This window comes from Paraburkholderia sp. FT54 (genome assembly GCF_031585635.1).
GTDB lineage: Bacteria > Pseudomonadota > Gammaproteobacteria > Burkholderiales > Burkholderiaceae > Paraburkholderia.
Map to the genome: position 1 here is coordinate 575,771 of NZ_CP134195.1, position 21,149 is coordinate 596,919.

The window sequence follows — 21,149 nt, forward strand, 5'->3', positions numbered from 1 at the left end:
CGAGGTAATGGATCTGAAAGTGAAACGCAAGTTGATGTTGCAATCTCAGTGGCAGCAAATCGGCAGCATGCAGTTCGGACCCAGAGGCGACCAGTTCAAGAAAATCGCCCAACAGCATCCGTCAGCAATGACGGCAACGTCCCAAGCCTCTCGATGGAGCCAGATATGACTGTTGCAAATCTTGTTTCCTCCTCCCCTCAGACTTCCCAGAGCCGACGCTCGCGACTCGCGGCGGCGGCCAATCCGGTGCTCCCGGGTCCCAGCACGTCGGCGGTGGCCGTCGGCGAAAGCAGCGCCGGCGATGTCGCGTGCATTACGCTCGCCAACGCGCATTTGCGTCTCGACGTCGCGCCGACGCTCGGCGGCGGCGTCACCCGTTTTGACTGGCGCAACGACGGCGCGCTCACGCCGATCTTCCGGCGCTGCCGCCACGTGGCGGCCGACACGCAGCCGAACCAGTTGTCCTGTTATCCGCTGCTGCCGTATTCAAACCGCATCGGCGGCGGCCATTTCAATGTGGCGGGACGGCGCGTCGACGTGCCGCGCAATCGCGCCGACGAACCCTTGCCGATTCACGGCGACGGTTGGCAATCGGCCTGGCAGGTCGCCGAGTCGGACCGTGAGAACGTCCGCCTCACGCTCGACCGCCGCGACGGCAAGCCGTACACGTACCGCGCGACGCAAACCTATACGCTGGACGGCCCGACGCTCGTCGTCACGCTCGAAATCGAGAATACCGGCCGCGAGGCGCTGCCTTTCGGGCTGGGCGTGCATCCCTTCTTTGTACGTGACGCGGACACCGAGTTGTCGGCCGCGGCCGGCGGCCTGTGGCTCTCCGGCGACGACTGGCTGCCGGTGCGGCACGTGCAGGCGCCGCCAGCCTGGCAATTCGGCGTGGCGTATCCATTGCCGGAAACCATCGTCAATCACGCTTTTACCGGCTGGAGCGGCCAGGCCGCGGTGGTGTGGCCGAAGCGCCGCCTGTCGCTGAACGTCGCCGCGGACACCGACTACTACGTGCTGTACACGCCCCCCGGCGAAGACTTCTTCTGCTTCGAACCGGTCGATCATCCGATCAACGCGATGAACCTGGCCGGCGGCGCGAGCGAAAACGGCATGACCTTGCTGGGACGTGGCGAGCGACTGACGCGCACGTTCCGCTTCACCGTCGAACGCACCGGTTTGCGTTCGATGCCGGGCGCGCGCGGCTCGAAGCGGCGGCAGTAGCGGGCGGGTGGCGCGGGCCACGGGACAAAGGGTAGCGATCCGGCGCCGTGCGCGCGCCTGAACGCATCCGCTGGCGCGGGCCGCCGCGCAGGACGGGTAAAATACGCGCCTCTTCCGTTTTCCCGCTCGCCGCGAGACCCACCATGTCCAATTTCATCCAGACACTCAACGACGCCTGGCAGCGCACCAACTCGCTGCTGTGCGTCGGCCTCGATCCCGAGCCCAGCAAATTCCCGGGCGCGCTCGCGGGGCGTCCCGAGGCGATTTTCGACTTCTGCCGCACGATCGTCGACGCGACCGCGCCGTACGCGTCGTCGTTCAAACCGCAGATCGCCTACTTCGCGGCGCATCGCGCGGAAGACCAGCTCGAGCAGCTGATCGCCCATATTCACGCGAACCATCCGGGCCTGCCGGTGATTCTGGACGCGAAGCGCGGCGACATCGGCAGCACCGCCGAACAATATGCGCGCGAAGCGTTCGAGCGCTATCAGGCGGACGCGGTGACGGTGAATCCGTACATGGGTTTCGATTCGATCCAGCCGTATCTGGAGCACGACGGCAAAGGCGTGATCGTGCTGTGCCGCACCTCGAACGCGGGCGGCTCAGACCTGCAATTCCTGGAGACGGGCGGCCGTCCGCTGTATCAGGTCGTCGCGCAACTGGCGGCGCAGAAGTGGAATGCAAGCGGCCAGCTGAGTCTGGTGGTGGGCGCGACTTTCCCGAAGGAGATCGAAGTGGTGCGTGGAATAGTCGGCGATATGCCGCTGCTGATTCCGGGCATCGGCGCGCAAGGCGGCGACGTGCAAGCGACGGTCAACGCCGGCCGCACCGCGAACGGCACGGGCATGCTGATCAACTCGTCGCGGGCCATTATCTATGCAGGCAAGGGCGATGATTTCGCCGCAGCCGCCGCGAAGGCCGCCATGGAAACGCGCGACCGGATCAACGCGTTCCGGTAATCGCAGACTGTCTTTGCCGAGGACGGCTTCATCAACGGATGGGGTTCAGGCCGGCCCCAGTCGCTCGATCAACGCCGCATGCCGCGGATGTCGCGCTTTCAACGCGCCGGCGTCCGCCAGTTCAAATTCGCTGAATTCAAAGCCCGGCGCTACGGTGCAGCCCACCAGCGCGAAGGTCGCCGGATCGGCGCATTCAGCGGCGAACCATAAACCTGCCGGCACCACGGCCTGGAACACGGCATCCGCGTGCGTCAGCGCGTTGCCGAGCTTATGTGTCACCAAAGCGCCCGTCTCGTCGAGCACGTGGACGTTCAACGGTTCGCCCGCGTAGAAATGCCAAACCTCGTCGGATTTGATCCGATGCCACGCTGAATGCGCGCCGTCGCATAGCAGGTAATAGATCGCCGTGGAGGCGGAGCGCGTTTGCACTGAGTCGTCGCCGCCGTCACGGATCACGCGCTCCGCCGAGCGGTACGTCTCGCTGAAAAATCCGCCTTCGGGATGCGGCTCGAGACCCAGGCGGCGGATCAGTTCGTCTTTGAGTGCGTACGAATCAGGCATCGGCTTCCCGCTTCGAATCGGGGTTAATGCTCGCGCTCGTCGAGCAAGGCGAGGACTCCGCGCAATGCATGCGCGGCAGCCTGCACACGGATCTTTTCGCGGTCGCCCTTGAAAACCTTCGTTTCCACCGACGTATGCAGCCGGTTGCTCCAGCCGAACGAGACCATGCCCACCGGCTTCGTCTCGGTGCCGCCGCCCGGTCCGGCGACGCCGGTAATCGACAGCGAGACCTGCGCGCGACTGTTGCGCAGCGCGCCTTCGGCCATGGCGCGCGCCACTTGTTCGCTGACCGCGCCGTGCTTGTCGATCAGCTCGGCGGGCACGCCGATCATTTCGCTCTTCGCCTGATTCGAATACGTGACGAAGCCGCGCTCGAACCAGCCGCTGCTGCCGGAAATGTCGGTGATCGCGGTCGCCACCATGCCGCCGGTGCAGGACTCGGCGGTGACGAGCATGAGGCGCTCGTCGCGCAGACGGTTGCTCACGCGAATCGCGAGCTGGTGAACGACGGAATCGGTAGGCATGGCGTCAATCCGGAAAACGGGGGCTGGCGGTGAATGCCCGGCGGCGCGGCGGCCGCCGGGCAGCAGTCAAACGGACATGCGCCAGAGCGCAACCACGAGCAGCGTGAAAAACGCGGCGACCAGGTCATCGAACATGATGCCAAAGCCACCTTTCAGACGACGGTCGAAATAGCCGATGGGCGGCGGCTTCACCATGTCGAAGAAGCGGAACACGATGAACGCCCACAACTGGCCGGTCAGCGTGACCGGCGTGACCATCAGCAGCACCAGCCAGAACGCGATGATTTCGTCCCACACGACCGGCGACGGATCGTCGATGCCGAGCTTCTTGGCGGTAAATCCGCAAATCGCAATGCCGCCGATGAAGCCGGCGACGATCAGCAGGCCCCATTCGATCACGGTCAGGTAGCGGCTCAGGACAGCGAACGACGCCCACGCGAACAGCGTGCCGATCGTGCCCGGCGCAACCGGCGACAGGCCGCTGCCGAACCCCAGCGACAGAATGTGCAGCGGATGCGACAGCATGAAACGCGCGGTGGCGCGGCGCGGCTGACGGCCCGGCGGGCGTGGATCAGGCGCGCGCGGCGCCTGGGACGGCTCGGCGCCGATGAGTTTGTCGGCCGGGCCGAGCGGGGGATCAGTCTGCATGAAAGTGGTCGAAGCCTTGCAACGTCAGAGTGAGGGGCGCGCCGGCGGCATCTTGCCAGGTGATCGCCGGGCGGTCGGCCGCCGTTTCGAGAGCGCTTATTGTACCGATGCGGGTGACCGGCACGCCCACCTCGTGGCCGGCCTTTTCCACCGCGGCGCGCGCCGCGGGCGGCGCGGTGAAGCACAGTTCGTAGTCGTCGCCGCCAGCGAGCGTGCAGCGCCGCTGGATCTCGGGCGCGAGGCGGCGCAGCGCGGCGGAACGTGGCACGGCCTCGATGTCGACCGCGGCCCGCAAGTTCGAGCGTTCGAGAATATGCAGCAGGTCGCCGGCGAGGCCGTCCGAGAGGTCGAGCGCCGCGTGGGCGATGCCGCGCAGCGCCAGGCCGAGGGCGACACGCGGCTCCGGACGCTCGAGGGCGCGACTAAACGTCGCAGTGTCGCTGGCATGGGCGGACCACTCGCCGCGCCGCACGCCGAGACCGGCGCGCGCGTCGCCGAGCGTGCCGGAAATCCAGATCTCGTCGCCCGGCTGGGCGGCGTCGCGGCGCAGCGCCGCGTGCGGCGGCACGCTGCCGAAGACCGTGATGCATAGATTGAGCGGACCGCCGGTCGTATCGCCGCCGATCAGCTCGCAGCCGTGGCGTTCAGCCAGCGCGAAGAGCCCTTCGCTGAACGCGGCGAGCCACGCTTCCTCGGCCTTCGGCAAGGAGAACGCCAGCGTGAACGCCTGCGGTTGCGCGCCCATGGCGGCGAGGTCCGACAGATTCACCGCGAGCGCTTTGTGACCGAGCGCCTCGGGATCGACATCGGCGAAAAAGTGGCGGCCTTCGACCAGCATGTCCGTCGAGATCGCCAGCATCTCGCCGGCGCGCGGCGCGAGCAGCGCGCAGTCGTCGCCGATGCCGAGCGTGCCGTTCGCGGCGTCGGATGGCCGGGCGGCGGCGCGGCGGGCAAAGAAACGATCGATCAGCGAAAACTCGGAGAGCATGGTGGCGATAGGTGGACGGAGAATTATCGCGAACCGCGGCTAACGGCGCGCATTGTGCGGAGTGGGCCAAGGGTAAACGCGTGATCCGCCTGCAACTCCGATTCGGGTCGCGTTCGGCCGCAACATGCCGCGTCAGCCTTTCGTTATGTTTCAGTCGCGGCAGTTGTACCCGTATTGAAGGAAGTGGGCTGGCAATTGGGGCTACAATGCCGTCGAACGTCTATTCTAATCCGCCCTTAGAAGCCCGCCTTTATGTCCACTCCCGTCAATACCAAACTCCGCGAAGCCGCCCTCGATTACCACGAATTCCCGACTCCCGGGAAGATCGCGATCGCCCCGACCAAGCAGATGATCAACCAGCGCGACCTCGCGCTGGCCTACTCGCCTGGTGTCGCGTTCGCGTGTGAGGAAATCGTCGAGAACCCGCTGAACGCCGCGCGCTTCACGGCACGCAGCAATCTGGTCGGTGTCGTCACGAACGGCACCGCGGTGCTGGGTCTGGGCAACATCGGGCCGCTCGCCTCGAAGCCGGTCATGGAAGGCAAGGCCGTGCTGTTCAAGAAGTTCGCCGGCATCGACGTGTTCGATATCGAGCTGAACGAGTCCGACCCGCACAAGCTGGTGGATGTGATTGCAGCACTGGAGCCGACCTTCGGCGGCATCAACCTCGAAGACATCAAGGCGCCGGACTGCTTCATCGTCGAGCGCGAATGCCGCAAGCGCATGAAGATTCCGGTCTTCCACGACGACCAGCACGGCACGGCGATCGTCGTCGCGGCGGCGATCACCAACGGGTTGAAGGTGGTCGGCAAGGACATCAGGGAGGTCAAGCTGGTGTCCTCGGGCGCGGGTGCGGCGGCGCTGGCCTGTCTGGACCTGCTGGTCGATATCGGCCTGCCGCTCGAGAACATCACCGTCACGGATCTGGCCGGCGTGGTCTACAAGGGCCGTGTCGAACTGATGGATCCGGACAAGGAGCGCTTCGCGCGTGAAACCGACGCCCGCACGCTCGCCGAAGCGATCGGCGGCGCGGACGTGTTCCTCGGGCTGTCGGCCGGCGGCGTGCTCAAGCAGGACATGGTCAGGCAGATGGCGGACAAGCCGCTGATCCTGGCGCTGGCCAACCCGACGCCGGAAATCCTGCCGGAACTGGCGCTCGAAGTGCGTCCGGACGCGGTGCTGTGCACGGGCCGCACCGACTATCCGAATCAGGTGAACAACGTGCTGGTGTTCCCGTTCCTGTTCCGCGGCGCGCTGGATGCGGGCGCGACGACGGTCACGCGGGAAATGGAAATCGCGGCGGTCAACGCGATCGCCGAACTGGCGCGCCAGGAGCAGAGCGACATCGTCGCGACCGCGTATGGCATCCAGGATCTCTCGTTTGGGCCGGAATATCTGATTCCGAAGCCGTTCGACCCGCGTCTGATCGTCAAGGTCGCGCCGGCCGTGGCGAAGGCCGCGATGGATTCGGGCGTGGCCGAGCGTCCGATCGAGGACATGGAAGCGTACGAACAGCATCTGCAGCAGTTCGTGTATCACAGCGGCACGACCATGAAGCCGATTTTCCAGCTCGCGCGTGGCGTCGAGCCGGAGAAGAAGCGCATCGTGTTCGCGGAGGGCGAAGAAGAGCGCGTGCTGCGCGCGATGCAGATCATCGTCGACGAAAAGCTGGCCAGGCCGATCCTGATCGGCCGTCCGGCGGTGATCGAGCAGCGCATTGCGCGCTACGGCCTGCGTCTGGTTGCGGGTCAGGACTACACGGTCGTGAACACCGACCATGACGAGCGTTACCGCGACTTCTGGCAGGAATATCACAAGATGATGTCGCGCAAGGGCATCAGTGCGCAGATGGCGAAGCTCGAAATGCGCCGCCGCACCACGCTGATCGGCGCGATGCTGGTGGAAAAGGGCGAGGCCGACGGCATGATCTGCGGCACGGTGTCGACCACGCATCGCCACCTGCACTTCATCGATCAGGTGATCGGTAAGAAGGCGGGCGCGAAGGTCTACGCGGCGATGAACGCGCTGGTATTGCCGAACCGGCAGATTTTCCTGGTGGACACGCACGTGAACGTCGATCCGACGCCGGAGCAGCTGGCTGAAATCACGCTCATGGCGGCGGAGGAAGTGCGCCGTTTCGGGATCGAGCCGAAGATCGCGCTGCTGTCGCATTCGAACTTCGGCACGAGCAACGCGCCGACCGCGCAGAAGATGCGCGACACGCTGGCGATCCTGCGCGAACGCGCACCGGACCTGCAGGTGGACGGCGAAATGCACGGCGACATTGCGCTCGACGCGAATCTGCGCCGCGAAGTGATGCCCGATTCGACGCTCGAAGGCGATGCGAACCTGCTGGTGCTGCCGAACATCGACGCGGCCAACATCTCGTACAACCTGCTGAAGACCGCCGCGGGCAACAACATCGCGATTGGTCCGATGCTGCTGGGCGCGGCCAAGCCGGTGCACGTGCTGACGGCTTCGGCGACGGTGCGCCGGATCGTCAACATGACGGCGCTGCTGGTGGCCGATGTGATCGCGGCCCGTTAATCCGCGATCCAGACGAAGTATGGCGCTGGTGTAGGACTGCGCGCCATGCAAAAAAAAGGCGTGTCCGCAACGGACACGCCTCAGGGTGAACAGGGGATTGCCACCCTAAAAAACGGCAGACCAGACAAAAATTGCGCCTCCAGAGCGCTCAAGGGCTCAAGACCCTTGCCACGGGCAATCAAGCCGTTTGCAGACTCATGCAAAGCGGGCTGCAGTCCGCCTCCACTTGTCCACCTGCGCCTCGATTCGCACCGTCAGGCTAAGTTTAGCTTGGCTGGGCTAAATATTCTGTCAAAAGTCGTCAAAGCCGCTCCGGTGGCCCTTTCGCGCCTGATCGGGGGATGTCGCGCGCCCGGCGAACGTTGATTCCGGGGGCCATTAGCGATACCCTTACGACTTTCATGGTCGTCAAACTCGTGATCTAACAGCGGGGAACCCTGATACATGGCACGCAAGTGGCAACGCATGAAAGGCGTGCTGGTCGGTGCTCTCACGTTGTGCGCTTTATCCGGTCCCGTGCCTGGCGCGTTTGCGCGCGACTCCACGGCGCCCGCCGAAGCGGACACGCAGTTGCAGGGCACCGTCGCGCTGGCGCAGTTGCCGCGCGAAGCGGTCAATACTTTGAACTTGATTGCCGCGGGCGGGCCTTACCCGTATGAGAAGGACGGCATCGTATTCGGCAATCGCGAACGGTTGCTGCCGGCCCATCGGCGCGGCTACTACCACGAATACACCGTTCCCACGCCTCGTTCACGTAATCGCGGGGCGCGTCGCATCGTCTGCGGAGGTCCGCTGAAGCGAACCGATAATTGTTACTACTCGGACGACCACTACACCAGTTTTAATCGTATTGTTGAATGACATCGGGATGAACGGCATGAGCGACAACGTCTACGCGCACGACTCCGGAGTCGCGACGGATCTTTTCGCGGCCGGCGACGGCAATTTGTTCCAACGCGTCATGCAGATGCGCGCCGGCGATCAGGGCCGCGAGAACCAGAGCGAAACAGGCACTGTGGTTTCATCGAACGAGGAGCCCATGAGTCTTTTCAAGACCGTACGACCGAACATCGTACAGTCGATCCGCGCGTTCCGCGTGCAGGATCTGGCCGACGAGGCCAACCAGCTCGGCCAGCATTTTCTGTATGCGTATTGCGCCAATGCGCAGTCCAAGCAGGAAGTGCTCGAAACCATCGCGACCTCGTTCCTGTTTCCGAAACACTTCGGCAAGAATTACGACGCGCTCTACGACTGCCTGACCGATCTGGTCCAGAAGGCGGGTGCGCAGCCGGGCTTTGTGATCGTGCTCGAGCAGTTGCCGGTCGCGCAAAAGTTCGACAAGGAAGGACGCGAGACGCTGCTGGACGTCTTCCGCGAAGCCGCTGAGTTCTGGGCCGAGCGAAAGGTGGCGTTCCGGGTGTTCTACTCGTTCGCCTGAGTTTTTTCGTTGAGTTTTTGCCTGAGCGTTGCCTGCTTGGGCTAAATGAGAAAGGCCCGCCGATTGGCGGGCCTTTGTTTTTGGTACTGCTGTCGAAACGGCGTGCCGCCCTCAACCAGGAAAGCAAGGGCGCCACGCAGGCGACTTACCAGCCGCCCCAGCCGGCCGCCAGCGCCGAGAGCACCGCGATGCCGGCAGTCTCGGTGCGCATCACGCGCGGGCCGAGGCCGACGGCGGTGAAGCCGTGATCGGTGGCTGCCGCTTCCTCGGCGGCGGAAAAGCCGCCTTCCGGGCCGACCAGCACCGTCACACGTCCTTTCGGCGGCTCGGCGGGCAAGGCGGAAAAGCTGATGCTGGCGCGTGGCGAGAGCAGGATGCGCAACTCGCCTTCTTCGGGCGTGCGGGGCATCGCGCCCAGCCAGGTGGCAATCTCGCGCACCGGCATGACTTCCGGCAGTCGATTGCGCCCGCACTGCTCGCACGACGCCCGCACGATGCCTTGCCAGTGCGCATGCCGCCGCTGCGCGCGTTCGCCCGCCAGGCGCACGACGCTGCGCGTGGTGGTCAGTGGCACGAAACTGGACGCGCCGAGTTCGACGGCCTTTTCGATCAACCAGTCCATCTTGTCGCCGCCGGCGATGCCTTGCGCGAGTGTGAGGCGATACGGCGCCTCGACTTCGATATTGCGGAATTCGCGAATTCTTACCTTGGCCGAGCGGCGTTCGACTTCGACGAGTTCGGCGCTGTACTCGCCGCCTTCGCCGTTGAAAAGGACGATCGAATCGCCTGGCTGCAAGCGCAGCACGAGCACATGCCGAACGACGTCATCGGGAAGCTGCATGATGTCATCGGGCTGGAGAGGCGTACCGACGAAGAAGCGTGGCATCAAAAAAATACTCATTGGTTCATGAAAGGTGGCGAGCGAGCGCCCAGCGGTAGCCGTCCAGATCTTCGACCTGGGCGAAGCGGTCGCCCCAGAACTGATCCTGTGGCTCGCTCAGCGACTTGGCGCCGGCGGCCAGCGCCCGCGCGTAAATCGCGTCGACATCGTCGACATAGACATAGAACGATTGCGGTGCAATTGCGCCCGCGCTTTTGGGTGTTTTCGCCGCCGAGCCGAACGCGCCTTCCGGTGCGAACATCACAATCAACTGGCCTTGATAGGTCATCTCGACATGCATCACGACGCCGTCGTCCTGGACACTGTCACGCACTTCGAAGCCGAACGCCGCTGTGAAGAACGCGGACGCGGCACGTGCATCGCGCACCGTCAGATAAGGGGTCAACCAGGGCACACCGGCTGGGCGGGAGGCGGTCATGGGATTCTCCGGATCTATGGGGTTGGCGGGACACATGCGGCGAGTTCAGGTGGACATTTGCGTATCGATATGCCGATAGGGCAGTCCGGCCGAACCCTGCATTTTGCCCATGCGTCAGCTTGCTGGCTTTAAGAATTGACTTAGTTTATCGCGCACCGAGCGCGATGCCGAGAACAGTCCGGCGTGCACGGCCGCGTCGTAATGCACCAAGGTGTCGATTCCACGCGCGGCCAGGCGTTCAGTGAGCGTGTCGATGGTCAGGGCGGCGGGATCGAGCGTGTCGCTGGCGGTTGCCATCATCCAGAGCGAGCCGTACAGCGGCACGAAGGTGTTCATGGTGCGGATGACGGCGAAGGCCGCGCGCAGATCGTCGAGCAGGTGCGCGATGCGTTCGGCATGGAAATACGGCGAGCCGAGGTGTACGGAGACTGCGGCAATCGGGCTCATGACCCGCTTGAGCCGCTGATAGAAGGCTTGCGTGTAAAGACCGGCGGCGGGTGAGTCCGGCGGCGTCAGGTCGAACACGACCAGATCGAACTGCGCCGGCGCTGCGGCGTCGACGTAGCGCGCAGCGTCGCCGATCACCAGTTCGACGCGCGGTTCGTCGAAAGCGCCGCCGTGCACCTCGGGCAAATGTTCGCGCGTCAGGCGCACGACTTCGGCGTCCAGTTCCGCCACTACGATCCGTTCGATACTCGCGTGCCGCAGCAATTGCCGCGCGGCGCCGCCGTCACCGCCGCCCAGCACCAACGCCGCTTTCGGCGACGGATGCGCGAGCGCGGCCGGATGCACCATGCATTCGTGATAGATGAACTCGTCGCCGGTGGACGTCATCGGACGGCCGTCGAGCGTGAAGAGCCGGCCGAGCTGCGGCGAGTCCCAGACCTCGATCCGCTGATAAGGCGAATCGACGCGCGCCAGGCGCTTCGCGTGCGGAAAACCGTAGACGGCGTCGGGACTCGGTCGGAACAGCAGCGGAGCGCTCACGGATGGCGGGCTCCATCCGGAGCGCGGTGGGTTCTGGTTGTGCAATTGTAAACGCCGAAGCACGGCGTGGGCTCTGCGGGCGCGCCACGCCGCGTCGCCAGGCGGCTTTCGGAGCGGGGCGCGGTCAACGTTCTGTTAGAATGTCAGCCTTTCAGCCTTGTCCGTTTGCTCTGCCCGTTTCGCGTCTCCTGGCGCCGCATCGTGCGCCGAAGCGAACCGGCATTCGAGCATCCGGGCCTCAAGCGCGCACCGCCTTCTGACTCTGTCTCCGGACTCGACATGACGACCCCGTCTCCCGCACCCACCACTTTGATGGCCAACGCAATCCGCGCGTTGGCCATGGACGCCGTTCAAAAAGCGAATTCCGGCCACCCCGGCATGCCGATGGGCATGGCCGAAATCGGCGTGGCTTTGTGGTCGCGTCATCTGCGTCACAACCCGAAGAACCCGCAATGGGCCGATCGCGACCGTTTCGTGCTGTCCAACGGCCACGGCTCGATGCTGCTGTACTCGCTGTTGCACCTGACCGGCTACGATCTGCCGATCGACGAGCTGAAGAACTTCCGCCAGATGCATTCGAAGACGCCGGGCCACCCGGAATACGGCATCACGCCGGGCGTCGAGACAACCACCGGCCCGCTCGGCCAGGGTCTGGCGAATGCGGTAGGCATGGCGCTCGCCGAGTCGCTGCTCGCCACGGAATTCAACAAGCCTGACGCGAAGATCGTCGACCACCACACGTACGTGTTCGTCGGCGACGGCTGCCTGATGGAAGGCATCTCGCACGAAGCGTGCTCGCTCGCCGGCGTGCTGAAGTTGAACAAGCTGATCGCGTTCTACGACGACAACGGCATCTCGATCGACGGCGAAGTGGTGCACTGGTTCCACGACGACACGCCCAAGCGTTTCGAAGCGTACGGCTGGAACGTGATCCCGAACGTGGTCGGCCACGACGTCGATGCGGTGGATGCAGCCATCAAGCAGGCCAAGCAATCCGACAGGCCCACGCTGATCTGCTGCAAGACGGTGATCGGCGAAGGCTCGCCGAACAAGGCCGGCAGCCATGATTCGCACGGCGCGGCGCTCGGCGACAAGGAAGTCGCGGCCACGCGTGAAAAGATCGGCTGGAAGTGGGAGCCGTTCGTGATTCCGCAAGAAGTCTACGCGGCATGGGACGCGAAGGAAGCCGGCGCGCGCAACGAAGCCGATTGGAACAAGGCGTTCGCTGCGTACGCAGCCAAATATCCGCAGGAAGCCGCTGAATTCAAGCGTCGCGACGCGAAGCAATTGCCCGCCGACTGGAAGGACAAGGCCAAGGCCATCATCGCCGGCGCGAACGAACGTGCGGAAACCGTCGCAACGCGCAAGGCATCGCAACAGGCCATCGAAGCTTTGTCAGCCGTGCTGCCCGAACTGCTCGGCGGCTCCGCTGACCTGACCGGCTCGAACCTGACCAACTGGAAGGCCGCCAAGCCTGTGCGTGTGAACGCGGAAGGCAAAGCCGCCGGCAACTACGTCAACTACGGCGTGCGCGAATTCGGCATGAGCGCCGCGATCAACGGCGTCGCGCTGCACGGCGGCTTCAAGGCCTTCGGCGGCACGTTCCTGACGTTCTCGGACTACAGCCGCAACGCGCTGCGCGTCGCCGCACTGATGAAAGCGCCGTCGATCTTCGTGTTTACGCACGACTCGATCGGTCTCGGCGAAGACGGCCCGACTCACCAGTCGATCGAACATGTTGCGAGCCTGCGTCTGATTCCGCACCTGCAAGTGTGGCGTCCGGCTGATACCGTCGAGACTGCGGTGGCCTGGACCCACGCGGTCGAACACCACGGCCCGTCGTGCCTGATCTTCAGCCGTCAGAACCTGCCGTTCTCGGAACGCACCGACGCGCAGATCGCCAACATCGAGAAGGGCGGCTACGTGCTGCGCGACTGGAACGACGAGATCGTCGCGCGCAAGATCATCCTGATCGCCACCGGTTCGGAAGTCGAACTGGCGCTGAACGCAATCGAGCCGCTGGCCCGCGAAGGCATCGCGGCACGTGTCGTGTCCATGCCGTCGACCACCGTGTTCGACAAGCAGGACGCCGCGTACCGCGAACGCGTGCTGCCGCATGGCGTGCGCCGCGTCGCGATCGAAGCGGGTGTGACGGATTTCTGGCGCAAGTACGTGGGTCTGGAAGGCGGCGTGGTCGGCATCGACACGTTCGGCGAATCGGCCCCGGCGGGCGTGCTGTTCAAGCATTTTGGCTTCACTGTCGAGCACGTGGTAGAGACGGCAAAAGCCGCACTCGGCTGATCCTGAACAAACGTTGCCGCTGGCGTGCGAACGCGCGGCAACGCTGTCAGTCAGACGAACCTGGACGTATTTTTTCAGCCATCAGGAGATAGACCATGACGATTCGCGTCGCAATCAACGGCTACGGCCGGATCGGCCGCAACACGCTGCGCGCCTTCTATGAAAACGGCAAGAAGCACGATATCGAAATCGTCGCCATCAACGATCTCGGCGATGCCAAGACCAACGCTCACCTGACGCAATACGACACGGCACACGGCAAGTTCCCGGGCGAAGTGTCGGTGGACGGCGACTACCTCGTTGTCAACGGCGACAAGATCCGCGTGCTGGCCAACCGCAACCCGGCTGAACTGCCGTGGGGCGAGCTGAACGTCGACGTCGTGATGGAATGCACGGGCTTTTTCACGACCAAGGAAAAGGCGAGCGCGCACATCAAGGGCGGCGCGAAGAAGGTGATCATTTCGGCGCCGGGCGGTAAAGACGTCGACGCCACGATCGTCTACGGCGTGAACCACAACGTGCTGAAGGCATCGGACACGGTGATCTCGAACGCATCGTGCACGACGAACTGCCTCGCGCCGCTCGTCAAGCCGCTGAACGACAAGATCGGTCTCGTGAACGGTCTGATGACCACGATCCACGCATACACGAACGACCAGGTGCTGACGGACGTGTACCACGAAGACCTGCGCCGCGCCCGCTCGGCCACGCACAGCCAGATTCCGACCAAGACCGGCGCGGCTTCGGCGGTCGGCCTGGTGCTGCCGGAACTGAACGGCAAGCTGGACGGCTACGCGATTCGCGTCCCGACGATCAACGTGTCGGTGGTCGACCTGTCGTTCATCGCCGCGCGCGACACGACGGTCGCAGAAGTCAACGCGATCATGAAGGAAGCGTCGGAAGGGGCGCTGAAGGGAATCCTCGGCTACAACGACGCACCGCTGGTGTCGATCGACTTCAACCACAACCCGGCTTCGTCGACGTTCGACGCCACGCTGACCAAGGTGTCGGGACGTCTGGTGAAGGTGTCGAGCTGGTACGACAACGAGTGGGGCTTCTCGAACCGCATGCTGGACACAGCAGTGGCGCTGGCCAACGCGAAGTAAGTTATCGCGCTTCGTGCGCGAGGCTCTGCAATTCCGGCTTCATGCCGGCGGCGGCAGGGCAAATAAAAACCGCTCTTCGGAGCGGTTTTTTTATGCCTGCGGCTGCGGCGTCGGGAAATAGACGCCAGCGCGCTGTGCGGCGTTCGAGATGTGCGTCTCAATGGCCTTGCCGGCCGCGGCGCAATCACGCGCCTTGAGCGCGTCCAGAATCACGCGATGCTCGTTGTAGGTGGACAGCACCAGTTCGCGCCGGTAGAACGGCATGCGCTGGCTTTCCTTCATGATCTCCGCGCTGCTGCTCAGAATCGATTCGATCGCCGCGTTGCCGGCAATGTTGACGATCCGCATGTGGAAGTCGTAGTCGAGGCGCGCGGCTTCGTCGAGTTCGTCGCAGGCGAGCGCCGTTTGCATGGCGGTGATGTTTTCTTCGAACCAGGCGAGGTCGGAGTCGCTGACCGCAAGCGCCGCCATGCGCGCTATGAAGCCTTCCAGCGCGAAACGCATCTGATAGGTGTCCGGCAGCGACGACTGCTCCGCGAAGCGCCACGCATGGGCAGCCGAGGCCTGCGCGCTTTCCACATAGACGCCCTTACCGGGCCTGATCACCAGCAAACCGAGCGCTTCAAGCGTTGAGAGCGCCTCGCGCAAGGAGGCGCGGCTGATCGCGAGTTCTTCGGAAAGTTGACGCTGCGCCGGCAGCAAACTGCCCACGGGATAGGCGCCCGCTTCGATCCGTTCGCGGATGGTCGCGATGGCGGCATCGGTGACGGTATGCGGGACGTTCTTCATTGTTGGCTCACTTGAAAGCGCGGTCTGACCAGCATTGTAATACGTGGTCCGAACGCCCGTGCGGCTTGCCGCTCGCCGCCGTCGATACGACCCGAACCCGCTTGAAAAACAGCGGGTAAACACCGTTCTATGAATCCTTGACGTCAGTATATCGGCTTCCTACTATTCGAGATAACAGTACTGGTCGGACCAGTCTGAACAGATGTGAATCGTAACCAGGAGGAAGCCGTGTTGAAATTTTTCAATTCGCTGTTTGGCCGGGTCGTCATAGCGCTGGTGGCGGGCATCGTGATCGGTGCCGTCTTTCCGCATTTCGCCCAATCGCTGCGCCCGCTCGGCGACGGCTTTCTCAAGCTGATCAAGATGGTGATCGGCCCGATCGTCTTCTGCGTTGTGGTCAGCGGCATGGCGCATGCCGGCGACTTGCGCAAAGTCGGGCGCGTCGGCCTGAAGGCGGTGGTCTACTTCGAGGTGATGACGACGATTGCGCTCGTGATCGGCGCAATCCTCGCGTATGTCACGCGTCCTGGCGTCGGTATGAACATCGATCTGCACTCGCTGGATCCGGCTTCGCTCTCGACCTACACCGAGCACGCGAAGAGCCTCAAGGACACGGCCGGCTTTCTGCTGAAGATCATCCCCGACACGGCGATCAACGCGTTCGCCACCGGCGATATCCTGCAAATCCTCGTGTTTTCCGTGCTGTTCGGCTCGGCGCTGTCGCTGCTCGGCAATAAGGCGCAGCGCGTGAGCAGCCTGATTGATGAGCTGTCGCGGGTGTTTTTCCGCGTGATGAGTTTCATCATCAAGCTCGCGCCGCTCGGCGTGCTCGGGGCAATCGCCTTCACCACCGGCACATACGGCGTCGAGTCGCTCAAGCAGCTCGGCATGCTGGTGCTCGTGTTCTACGTGAGCTGCTTCGTGTTCGTGGCCGTCGTGCTGGGTGTCGTGATGCGTCTGGCCGGCTTCAGCATCTTCAAGCTGATCCGTTACCTGCGCGAAGAACTGTCGATCGTGCTGGGCACCGCTTCGTCGGATGCCGTGCTGCCGCAGATCATGCGCAAGCTCGAATGGATGGGCGTCAAGGATTCGACCGTCGGGCTCGTGATTCCGACCGGCTACTCGTTCAATCTCGACGGCTTCTCCATCTATCTCACGCTGGCGGTCATTTTCATCGCGCAGGCCACCAACACGCCGCTGTCCATGCATGACCTGATCGTGGTGGTGCTGGTGTCGCTGGTGACGTCGAAGGGCGCGCACGGCATTCCCGGCTCGGCCATCGTGATTCTGGCCGCCACGTTGTCCGCGATTCCGGCGATCCCCGTGCTCGGCCTCGTGCTGATTCTGCCGGTCGACTGGTTCGTCGGCATTGCCCGCGCGCTGACCAACCTGATCGGCAACTGCGTGGCGACGGTGGTGGTCGCCGTGTGGGAAAACGATATCGACCGGACGCGCGCGCATCGCGTGCTGAACCGCGACGCGGCGTTGCGTTACGTGCCGGCCGGTGAAGGCGCCGAACCCGCTGCCAACGGCGAGCACGCTCCGGCTGTGTGAACCTGAGAATCCGTTATCAGAATCCGCGTGCCGATGCAGCGCGCTTCCAGCGCCGGCAGATCCCACGAACGCCGGCTCTCCTTCACTTTTTCGCTGCCTGACCGAGACTAGAGACTATGGCCAATCCGATCCTCGACCCCAACGCTCCCGCTTTCACGCGTCGCTACATGAACCTCGCCGACCCGCGTCTGGGTGCGAAGGCGCTCTTCGCCAGCGACGAATTCTTCGCGCCGAAAGAACGCATGCTCGAGCCGCAACCGGCGGTGTTCATCCCCGGCAAATACGACGACCACGGCAAGTGGATGGACGGCTGGGAAACCCGCCGCAAGCGCACCACCGGCCACGACTACTGCGTGATCCGCCTCGCGCACCCAGGCGTCGTGCACGGCGTGGATCTGGATACGAGCCACTTCACCGGCAACTTCCCGCCGGCGGCGTCGATCGACGCCTGCTACGTGGACGGCGAGGCGCCGCCCGACAACGCCGATTGGCAAACGCTCGTGCCGGCCACCACGCTGCAGGGCAACCAGCACCACTATGTCGACGTGAGCGACGCGCGCGCCTTCACCCATCTGCGCGTGAATCTGTACCCGGACGGCGGCCTCGCGCGCCTGCGCGTGTATGGCCAGCCGAAGCGCGATTGGGAGCGGGTGGAGCGCGGCACGCTGCTGGATCTGGCGGCGATCGAGAACGGCGCGTATCTGGTCGCGGCGAACAATCAGCACTTCGGGCCGGCCTCGCAGATGCTGATGCCGGGCCGCGGCGTCAACATGGGCGACGGCTGGGAAACCCGGCGCCGTCGCGAGCCGGGCAACGATTGGGCGATCGTCGCGTTGGCGCGGCCGGGCGTGATCCGCAAGATCGAAGTGGATACGGCGCACTTCAAGGGCAATTTCCCGGACCGCTGTTCGCTGCAAGCCGCGTCGGTAAAAGGCGGCACGGACGATTCGCTCGTCACGCAGGCGATGTTCTGGCCGGTGTTGCTCGGCGAACAGAAACTGCAGATGGACCACGTCCACACGTTCGCGGACAACCTCGCGTCGCTCGGCCCGGTCACGCATGTTCGTTTCAATATCTTTCCGGACGGCGGCGTGTCGCGCCTGCGCCTGTGGGGCGAAATCGCATAACGGAGTGGCGTCGATGAAGACATTGCAGATGGAACGCCTCACGCGCGCGGCCTTCGCACCGTTCGGCGATGTGATCGAACTGGACGGCGCGCGGCATTTCGCCATCAACGGCGGCACGACCGAGCGCTATCACGATCTCGCCAGTGTCGACGTAACGGAGAGCGGCGGCCGGCCGCTGATCAACCTGTTTCGCGCACAGCCGCGCGCGCTGCCGGTCCAGATCACGATGATGGAGCGGCATCCGCTCGGCAGCCAGGCTTTCATTCCCTTAACGGCGGGGCGCTATCTGGTGGTCGTCGCGCCGGCCGGCGAGTTCGATCCGACGCAGATGCGCGCCTTCTGGACCGACGCGTGGCAGGGCGTGAACTATGCGAAAGGCGTCTGGCATCACCCGTTGCTCGCGCTCGATCAGGTGAGCGATTTCGTGGTGGTGGATCGTGGCGGTGAGCAGCCTAATTGCGACGAACTCTCATTGACGGAACCTTGGCGGTTGACGTTCGAAGCTAGCGCGGAACTGATGGATTAGGGTCGTAACCGTTCCCGTACAGACAGCGCGCCAAATGAAAAAAGACCCGGCCGATTCGCATCGGCCGGGTCTTTTTTTGCCCGCCTGACCGCGCACCCCAGCGCGGCCGACATCGCATCAATGCTTGCGATGCGGGCAATTTTCCTTCGTGCAGGCGCCGTACAGCGCCAAAGCGTGCTCCTGCAGCTTGAAGCCACGTTCTTTCGCGATGGACTGCTGACGGCTCTCGATTTCGGAGTCGAAAAATTCTTCGACGAGCCCGCAATCGAGACACACGAGGTGGTCGTGGTGCGACCCTTCGTTCAGTTCGAACACCGCTTTACCCGACTCGAAATTACTGCGCGAGAGCAGGCCCGCCTGCTCGAATTGCGTCAGCACGCGATACACGGTTGCAAGACCGATATCGAGTTCTTCGTGCAGCAGGTTGCGGTACACGTCTTCGGCCGTCAGGTGGCGCACCGGGCTGTGCTGAAAAATCTCAAGGATTTTGAGGCGCGGAAGGGTCGCCTTGAGCCCGATATTCTTGAGATCGGTTGGATTGGTCATGACAAGGGATCCCTAGAGTACAATGCTGGGCTCTCATAGTAATGTGTTTTTGCCGTTCTGGTCATCTTCGATGGAATGAAACTCGCGCGGCTCGTCAGCGGGCCCGCACGGTGAGTGAAATGATTTCAAAATCTCAATTGATCTACCGGGGGAGCCGCATGCGGGGTACCTTGATCGCTGTTGCGACTGTCGCGGTTCTTGCCGGATGTTCCACTTACGACAGCCTGACGCAGCGTGTTGCCCAAAGCATCACGCCGTACCGGATTACGGTGGTGCAAGGCAATTTCGTCTCGAAAGAAGCGGCTGCACAGATGCAGGTCGGCTTGTCCCGCGCGCAGGTCAAGCAGTTGCTCGGCACGCCGCTCCTGACCGACATGTTCCACGCGGATCGCTGGGACTATGTGTTCTATTTCAAGCGCGGCTCGACCAACGTCGTCCAGCAGCGCGACTTCGTGATCCTGTTCGCGGGCGACCGTGTCGCCAGCTGGTCGGGCGGCGAAGATCTGCCGTCCAACCTCGAGTTGCTGGCTGAAATCGACGGTGACAAGTCGGGCAAGAAGAAGGCCGCGGCGGCCGTGGCAAGCAGTGCCAGCGGCGCGAGCGCGCCGGCGGCTGCAGCCGCACCGGCCGCGTCGGACACCACGCCTTCGCCGTCTGTCGCTGGCGCTGGCGCAGCGGGCGTTCCGTCCACGGACGCCAACGCGGCAGCCGCTCAAGCCGCCAATCGTGCGACGAATGCAGTGCAGTTGTCGCCCAATGCGCGTCCAAGTGTGCCGAGCGCGCCGACTGCCAACGGCGGTGGTGTCCCGCAGCAAGGCCCGACGGCCGCGGGTCAGCCGCAATTTCAGTTCCACCGTCCGCCGCCGCCGCAAAATCCGGGTACGGACAACAGCAATCCGGTCGGACCGACGGGCCCGCAGAGCAGCAACAGCGGCCCGATGCACAACGCACCGCTGACCTCTGCGCCGGCTTCGGGAACGGGCGGCTAATCGCGCTGTCCGTGTGTTAAGACGGCCGCCGCGCGCGGGCAACTTCACCGCGCAAAGCGTCCGTCCGGTTCTCCGTTTTTTCAGTCATGCGCGGCGCCTGGGTGTGCTGCCCGCCGCCGCTTTTGCCCGCCTTTGCCGGGTTTTGCCTTTCGAACCCTCGTAGCCATGAAAATTGCCATTGCTGGCGCATCGGGCCGTATGGGCCGCATGCTCATCGAAACAGTCCTTAACGATTCCGACGCCACGCTGTCCGGCGCGCTCGACCGTGCGGGCTCCCCGCAACTTGGTCAGGACGCCGGCGCGTTTCTCGGCAAACAGACGGGCGTCGTGCTGACCGACGACGTCGAGCGTGTGTTCGCCGAATCCGACTACCTGATCGACTTCACGCGCCCCGAAGGCACGCTGATGCATCTCGAGGCGGCTCAGCGTCACAACGTGAAAATGGTGATCGGCACAACCGGCTTCGATACCGAGCAGAAGGCGCAACTGCGCGCCGCGGCGGACAAGATCGCCATCATGTTCGCGTCGAACATGAGCGTGGGCGTGAACGTCACGCTGAAACTGCTCGAATTCGCGGCCAAACACTTCGCGACCGGCTACGACATCGAAATCATCGAGGCGCATCACCGTCACAAGGTCGACGCGCCGTCCGGCACCGCGTTGACCATGGGCGAAGTGATTGCCCACGCGCTCGGCCGCAATCTCGACGACTGCGCGGTCTACAGCCGCGAAGGCGTGACCGGCGAACGCGACCCGTCCACGATCGGTTTCTCGGCGATTCGCGGCGGCGATATTGTCGGCGATCACACGGTGCTGTTCGCGGGCATCGGCGAGCGCATCGAAATCACGCACAAATCGGCCAGCCGTCTGTCGTACGCGCAAGGCGCGCTTCGTGCTGTGCGTTTCCTCGAAGGCCACGCAACCGGCTTCTTCGACATGCAGGACGTGCTCGGTCTGCGTTGAGCGAAACGTGAGCGAACCGAAAGGACATTGCGTCCCCTGTTCGCGCCCCT

Annotated in this window: 21 protein-coding genes; 12 read left to right on the top strand and 9 right to left on the bottom strand. The window is 64.0% G+C overall.

Annotated elements, in window-relative coordinates; all coding sequences use genetic code 11:
• Positions 1–165: 165 nt before the first annotated feature.
• Positions 166–1,227 (top strand): aldose 1-epimerase, encoded by a 1,062-nt coding sequence (locus RI103_RS02675; RefSeq protein WP_310813894.1) that lies wholly within the window; start codon positions 166–168, stop codon positions 1,225–1,227.
• A 143-nt stretch (positions 1,228–1,370) separates the two neighbouring features.
• Positions 1,371–2,186: an orotidine-5'-phosphate decarboxylase gene (gene pyrF, locus RI103_RS02680; protein ID WP_310813895.1), complete on the top strand. Its 816-nt coding sequence runs from the start codon at positions 1,371–1,373 to the stop codon at positions 2,184–2,186.
• A gap of 45 nt (positions 2,187–2,231) precedes the next feature.
• Here pyrF and RI103_RS02685 read toward each other — a convergent pair whose 3' ends face one another.
• From RI103_RS02685 to thiL, 4 genes are all read right to left on the bottom strand, one after another.
• Positions 2,232–2,747: a cupin domain-containing protein gene (locus tag RI103_RS02685; RefSeq protein ID WP_310813896.1), complete on the bottom strand. Its 516-nt coding sequence runs from the start codon at positions 2,745–2,747 to the stop codon at positions 2,232–2,234.
• Positions 2,748–2,770: 23 nt separating this feature from the next.
• On the bottom strand, positions 2,771–3,271 hold the full coding sequence (locus RI103_RS02690) for a CinA family protein (protein WP_012434355.1): 501 nt from the start codon (positions 3,269–3,271) through the stop codon (positions 2,771–2,773).
• A 66-nt stretch (positions 3,272–3,337) separates the two neighbouring features.
• A complete protein-coding gene (locus tag RI103_RS02695; RefSeq protein ID WP_310813898.1) occupies positions 3,338–3,919 on the bottom strand; it encodes a phosphatidylglycerophosphatase A in 582 nt (193 codons plus the stop codon).
• Complete coding sequence (gene thiL / locus RI103_RS02700; RefSeq protein WP_310813899.1) at positions 3,909–4,907, bottom strand: thiamine-phosphate kinase; 999 nt, start codon at positions 4,905–4,907, stop codon at positions 3,909–3,911. Before thiL ends, RI103_RS02695 begins: the two co-directional genes overlap by 11 nt.
• Before the next feature lie 252 nt (positions 4,908–5,159).
• Between thiL and RI103_RS02705 the strand changes: the two genes are divergently transcribed.
• The 3 genes from RI103_RS02705 to RI103_RS02715 all read left to right on the top strand — a co-directional run bounded on the left by RI103_RS02705 (position 5,160) and on the right by RI103_RS02715 (position 8,892).
• Positions 5,160–7,454, top strand: coding sequence for an NADP-dependent malic enzyme (locus RI103_RS02705; protein ID WP_310813900.1), 2,295 nt, complete (start codon positions 5,160–5,162; stop codon positions 7,452–7,454).
• Between the two features lie 444 nt (positions 7,455–7,898).
• On the top strand, positions 7,899–8,315 hold the full coding sequence (locus tag RI103_RS02710) for a ribonuclease (protein ID WP_310813901.1): 417 nt from the start codon (positions 7,899–7,901) through the stop codon (positions 8,313–8,315).
• 16 nt (positions 8,316–8,331) lie between these two features.
• Positions 8,332–8,892, top strand: coding sequence for a barstar family protein (locus tag RI103_RS02715; RefSeq protein WP_310813902.1), 561 nt, complete (start codon positions 8,332–8,334; stop codon positions 8,890–8,892).
• A gap of 145 nt (positions 8,893–9,037) precedes the next feature.
• On the opposite strand, the gene RI103_RS02720 is transcribed toward RI103_RS02715, so the two are convergent.
• From RI103_RS02720 to speE, 3 genes are all read right to left on the bottom strand, one after another.
• Positions 9,038–9,778 (bottom strand): 16S rRNA (uracil(1498)-N(3))-methyltransferase, encoded by a 741-nt coding sequence (locus tag RI103_RS02720; protein ID WP_310813903.1) that lies wholly within the window; start codon positions 9,776–9,778, stop codon positions 9,038–9,040.
• Positions 9,779–9,797: 19 nt separating this feature from the next.
• A complete protein-coding gene (locus tag RI103_RS02725; RefSeq protein WP_011489849.1) occupies positions 9,798–10,211 on the bottom strand; it encodes a glyoxalase/bleomycin resistance/extradiol dioxygenase family protein in 414 nt (137 codons plus the stop codon).
• A gap of 114 nt (positions 10,212–10,325) precedes the next feature.
• Positions 10,326–11,198 (bottom strand): polyamine aminopropyltransferase, encoded by an 873-nt coding sequence (gene speE, locus RI103_RS02730; protein ID WP_310813904.1) that lies wholly within the window; start codon positions 11,196–11,198, stop codon positions 10,326–10,328.
• Positions 11,199–11,477: 279 nt separating this feature from the next.
• Between speE and tkt the strand changes: the two genes are divergently transcribed.
• Positions 11,478–13,499, top strand: a complete 2,022-nt coding sequence (gene tkt, locus RI103_RS02735; protein ID WP_310813905.1) for a transketolase — start codon at positions 11,478–11,480, stop codon at positions 13,497–13,499.
• A 95-nt stretch (positions 13,500–13,594) separates the two neighbouring features.
• Positions 13,595–14,605, top strand: a complete 1,011-nt coding sequence (gene gap / locus RI103_RS02740) for a type I glyceraldehyde-3-phosphate dehydrogenase (protein ID WP_310813906.1) — start codon at positions 13,595–13,597, stop codon at positions 14,603–14,605.
• 90 nt (positions 14,606–14,695) lie between these two features.
• Here the strand turns inward: gap and RI103_RS02745 are convergent, their stop codons facing one another.
• Positions 14,696–15,394, bottom strand: coding sequence for a FadR/GntR family transcriptional regulator (locus RI103_RS02745; RefSeq protein WP_310813907.1), 699 nt, complete (start codon positions 15,392–15,394; stop codon positions 14,696–14,698).
• Between the two features lie 228 nt (positions 15,395–15,622).
• Here RI103_RS02745 and RI103_RS02750 point away from each other — a divergent pair, with 228 nt between their 5' ends.
• From RI103_RS02750 to RI103_RS02760, 3 genes are all read left to right on the top strand, one after another.
• The gene (locus RI103_RS02750) at positions 15,623–16,948 is read left to right on the top strand and encodes a C4-dicarboxylate transporter DctA (RefSeq protein WP_310813908.1); all 1,326 of its coding nucleotides are present in this window, start codon (positions 15,623–15,625) and stop codon (positions 16,946–16,948) included.
• 116 nt (positions 16,949–17,064) lie between these two features.
• Entirely contained in the window at positions 17,065–18,075 is a 1,011-nt protein-coding gene (gene alc / locus RI103_RS02755; protein WP_310813909.1) for an allantoicase, read from the top strand.
• 13 nt (positions 18,076–18,088) lie between these two features.
• Positions 18,089–18,601 carry an ureidoglycolate lyase gene (locus RI103_RS02760; protein ID WP_310813910.1) on the top strand — a complete coding sequence of 171 codons (513 nt, stop codon included), beginning with the start codon at positions 18,089–18,091 and terminating at the stop codon, positions 18,599–18,601.
• A 117-nt stretch (positions 18,602–18,718) separates the two neighbouring features.
• Here RI103_RS02760 and fur read toward each other — a convergent pair whose 3' ends face one another.
• Positions 18,719–19,147, bottom strand: a complete 429-nt coding sequence (gene fur / locus RI103_RS02765) for a ferric iron uptake transcriptional regulator (protein WP_012434340.1) — start codon at positions 19,145–19,147, stop codon at positions 18,719–18,721.
• A gap of 158 nt (positions 19,148–19,305) precedes the next feature.
• Here fur and RI103_RS02770 point away from each other — a divergent pair, with 158 nt between their 5' ends.
• Positions 19,306–20,136, top strand: coding sequence for an outer membrane protein assembly factor BamE (locus tag RI103_RS02770; RefSeq protein WP_310813911.1), 831 nt, complete (start codon positions 19,306–19,308; stop codon positions 20,134–20,136).
• Between the two features lie 165 nt (positions 20,137–20,301).
• Positions 20,302–21,099, top strand: coding sequence for a 4-hydroxy-tetrahydrodipicolinate reductase (dapB, locus tag RI103_RS02775; protein WP_310813913.1), 798 nt, complete (start codon positions 20,302–20,304; stop codon positions 21,097–21,099).
• Positions 21,100–21,149: the final 50 nt, after the last annotated feature.

Coding starts and splice junctions, on each gene's coding strand:
- RI103_RS02695 (WP_310813898.1), bottom strand. CDS start 3,919: ATGCAGACTGATCCCCCGCTCGGCCCGGCCGACAAACTCATCGGCGCC.
- RI103_RS02685 (WP_310813896.1), bottom strand. CDS start 2,747: ATGCCTGATTCGTACGCACTCAAAGACGAACTGATCCGCCGCCTGGGT.
- RI103_RS02675 (WP_310813894.1), top strand. CDS start 166: ATGACTGTTGCAAATCTTGTTTCCTCCTCCCCTCAGACTTCCCAGAGC.
- RI103_RS02770 (WP_310813911.1), top strand. CDS start 19,306: ATGCGGGGTACCTTGATCGCTGTTGCGACTGTCGCGGTTCTTGCCGGA.
- dapB (WP_310813913.1), top strand. CDS start 20,302: ATGAAAATTGCCATTGCTGGCGCATCGGGCCGTATGGGCCGCATGCTC.
- RI103_RS02745 (WP_310813907.1), bottom strand. CDS start 15,394: ATGAAGAACGTCCCGCATACCGTCACCGATGCCGCCATCGCGACCATC.
- RI103_RS02690 (WP_012434355.1), bottom strand. CDS start 3,271: ATGCCTACCGATTCCGTCGTTCACCAGCTCGCGATTCGCGTGAGCAAC.
- RI103_RS02760 (WP_310813910.1), top strand. CDS start 18,089: ATGAAGACATTGCAGATGGAACGCCTCACGCGCGCGGCCTTCGCACCG.
- tkt (WP_310813905.1), top strand. CDS start 11,478: ATGACGACCCCGTCTCCCGCACCCACCACTTTGATGGCCAACGCAATC.
- RI103_RS02720 (WP_310813903.1), bottom strand. CDS start 9,778: ATGCCACGCTTCTTCGTCGGTACGCCTCTCCAGCCCGATGACATCATG.
- pyrF (WP_310813895.1), top strand. CDS start 1,371: ATGTCCAATTTCATCCAGACACTCAACGACGCCTGGCAGCGCACCAAC.
- RI103_RS02725 (WP_011489849.1), bottom strand. CDS start 10,211: ATGACCGCCTCCCGCCCAGCCGGTGTGCCCTGGTTGACCCCTTATCTG.
- RI103_RS02710 (WP_310813901.1), top strand. CDS start 7,899: ATGGCACGCAAGTGGCAACGCATGAAAGGCGTGCTGGTCGGTGCTCTC.
- RI103_RS02715 (WP_310813902.1), top strand. CDS start 8,332: ATGAGCGACAACGTCTACGCGCACGACTCCGGAGTCGCGACGGATCTT.
- alc (WP_310813909.1), top strand. CDS start 17,065: ATGGCCAATCCGATCCTCGACCCCAACGCTCCCGCTTTCACGCGTCGC.
- fur (WP_012434340.1), bottom strand. CDS start 19,147: ATGACCAATCCAACCGATCTCAAGAATATCGGGCTCAAGGCGACCCTT.
- gap (WP_310813906.1), top strand. CDS start 13,595: ATGACGATTCGCGTCGCAATCAACGGCTACGGCCGGATCGGCCGCAAC.
- thiL (WP_310813899.1), bottom strand. CDS start 4,907: ATGCTCTCCGAGTTTTCGCTGATCGATCGTTTCTTTGCCCGCCGCGCC.
- RI103_RS02705 (WP_310813900.1), top strand. CDS start 5,160: ATGTCCACTCCCGTCAATACCAAACTCCGCGAAGCCGCCCTCGATTAC.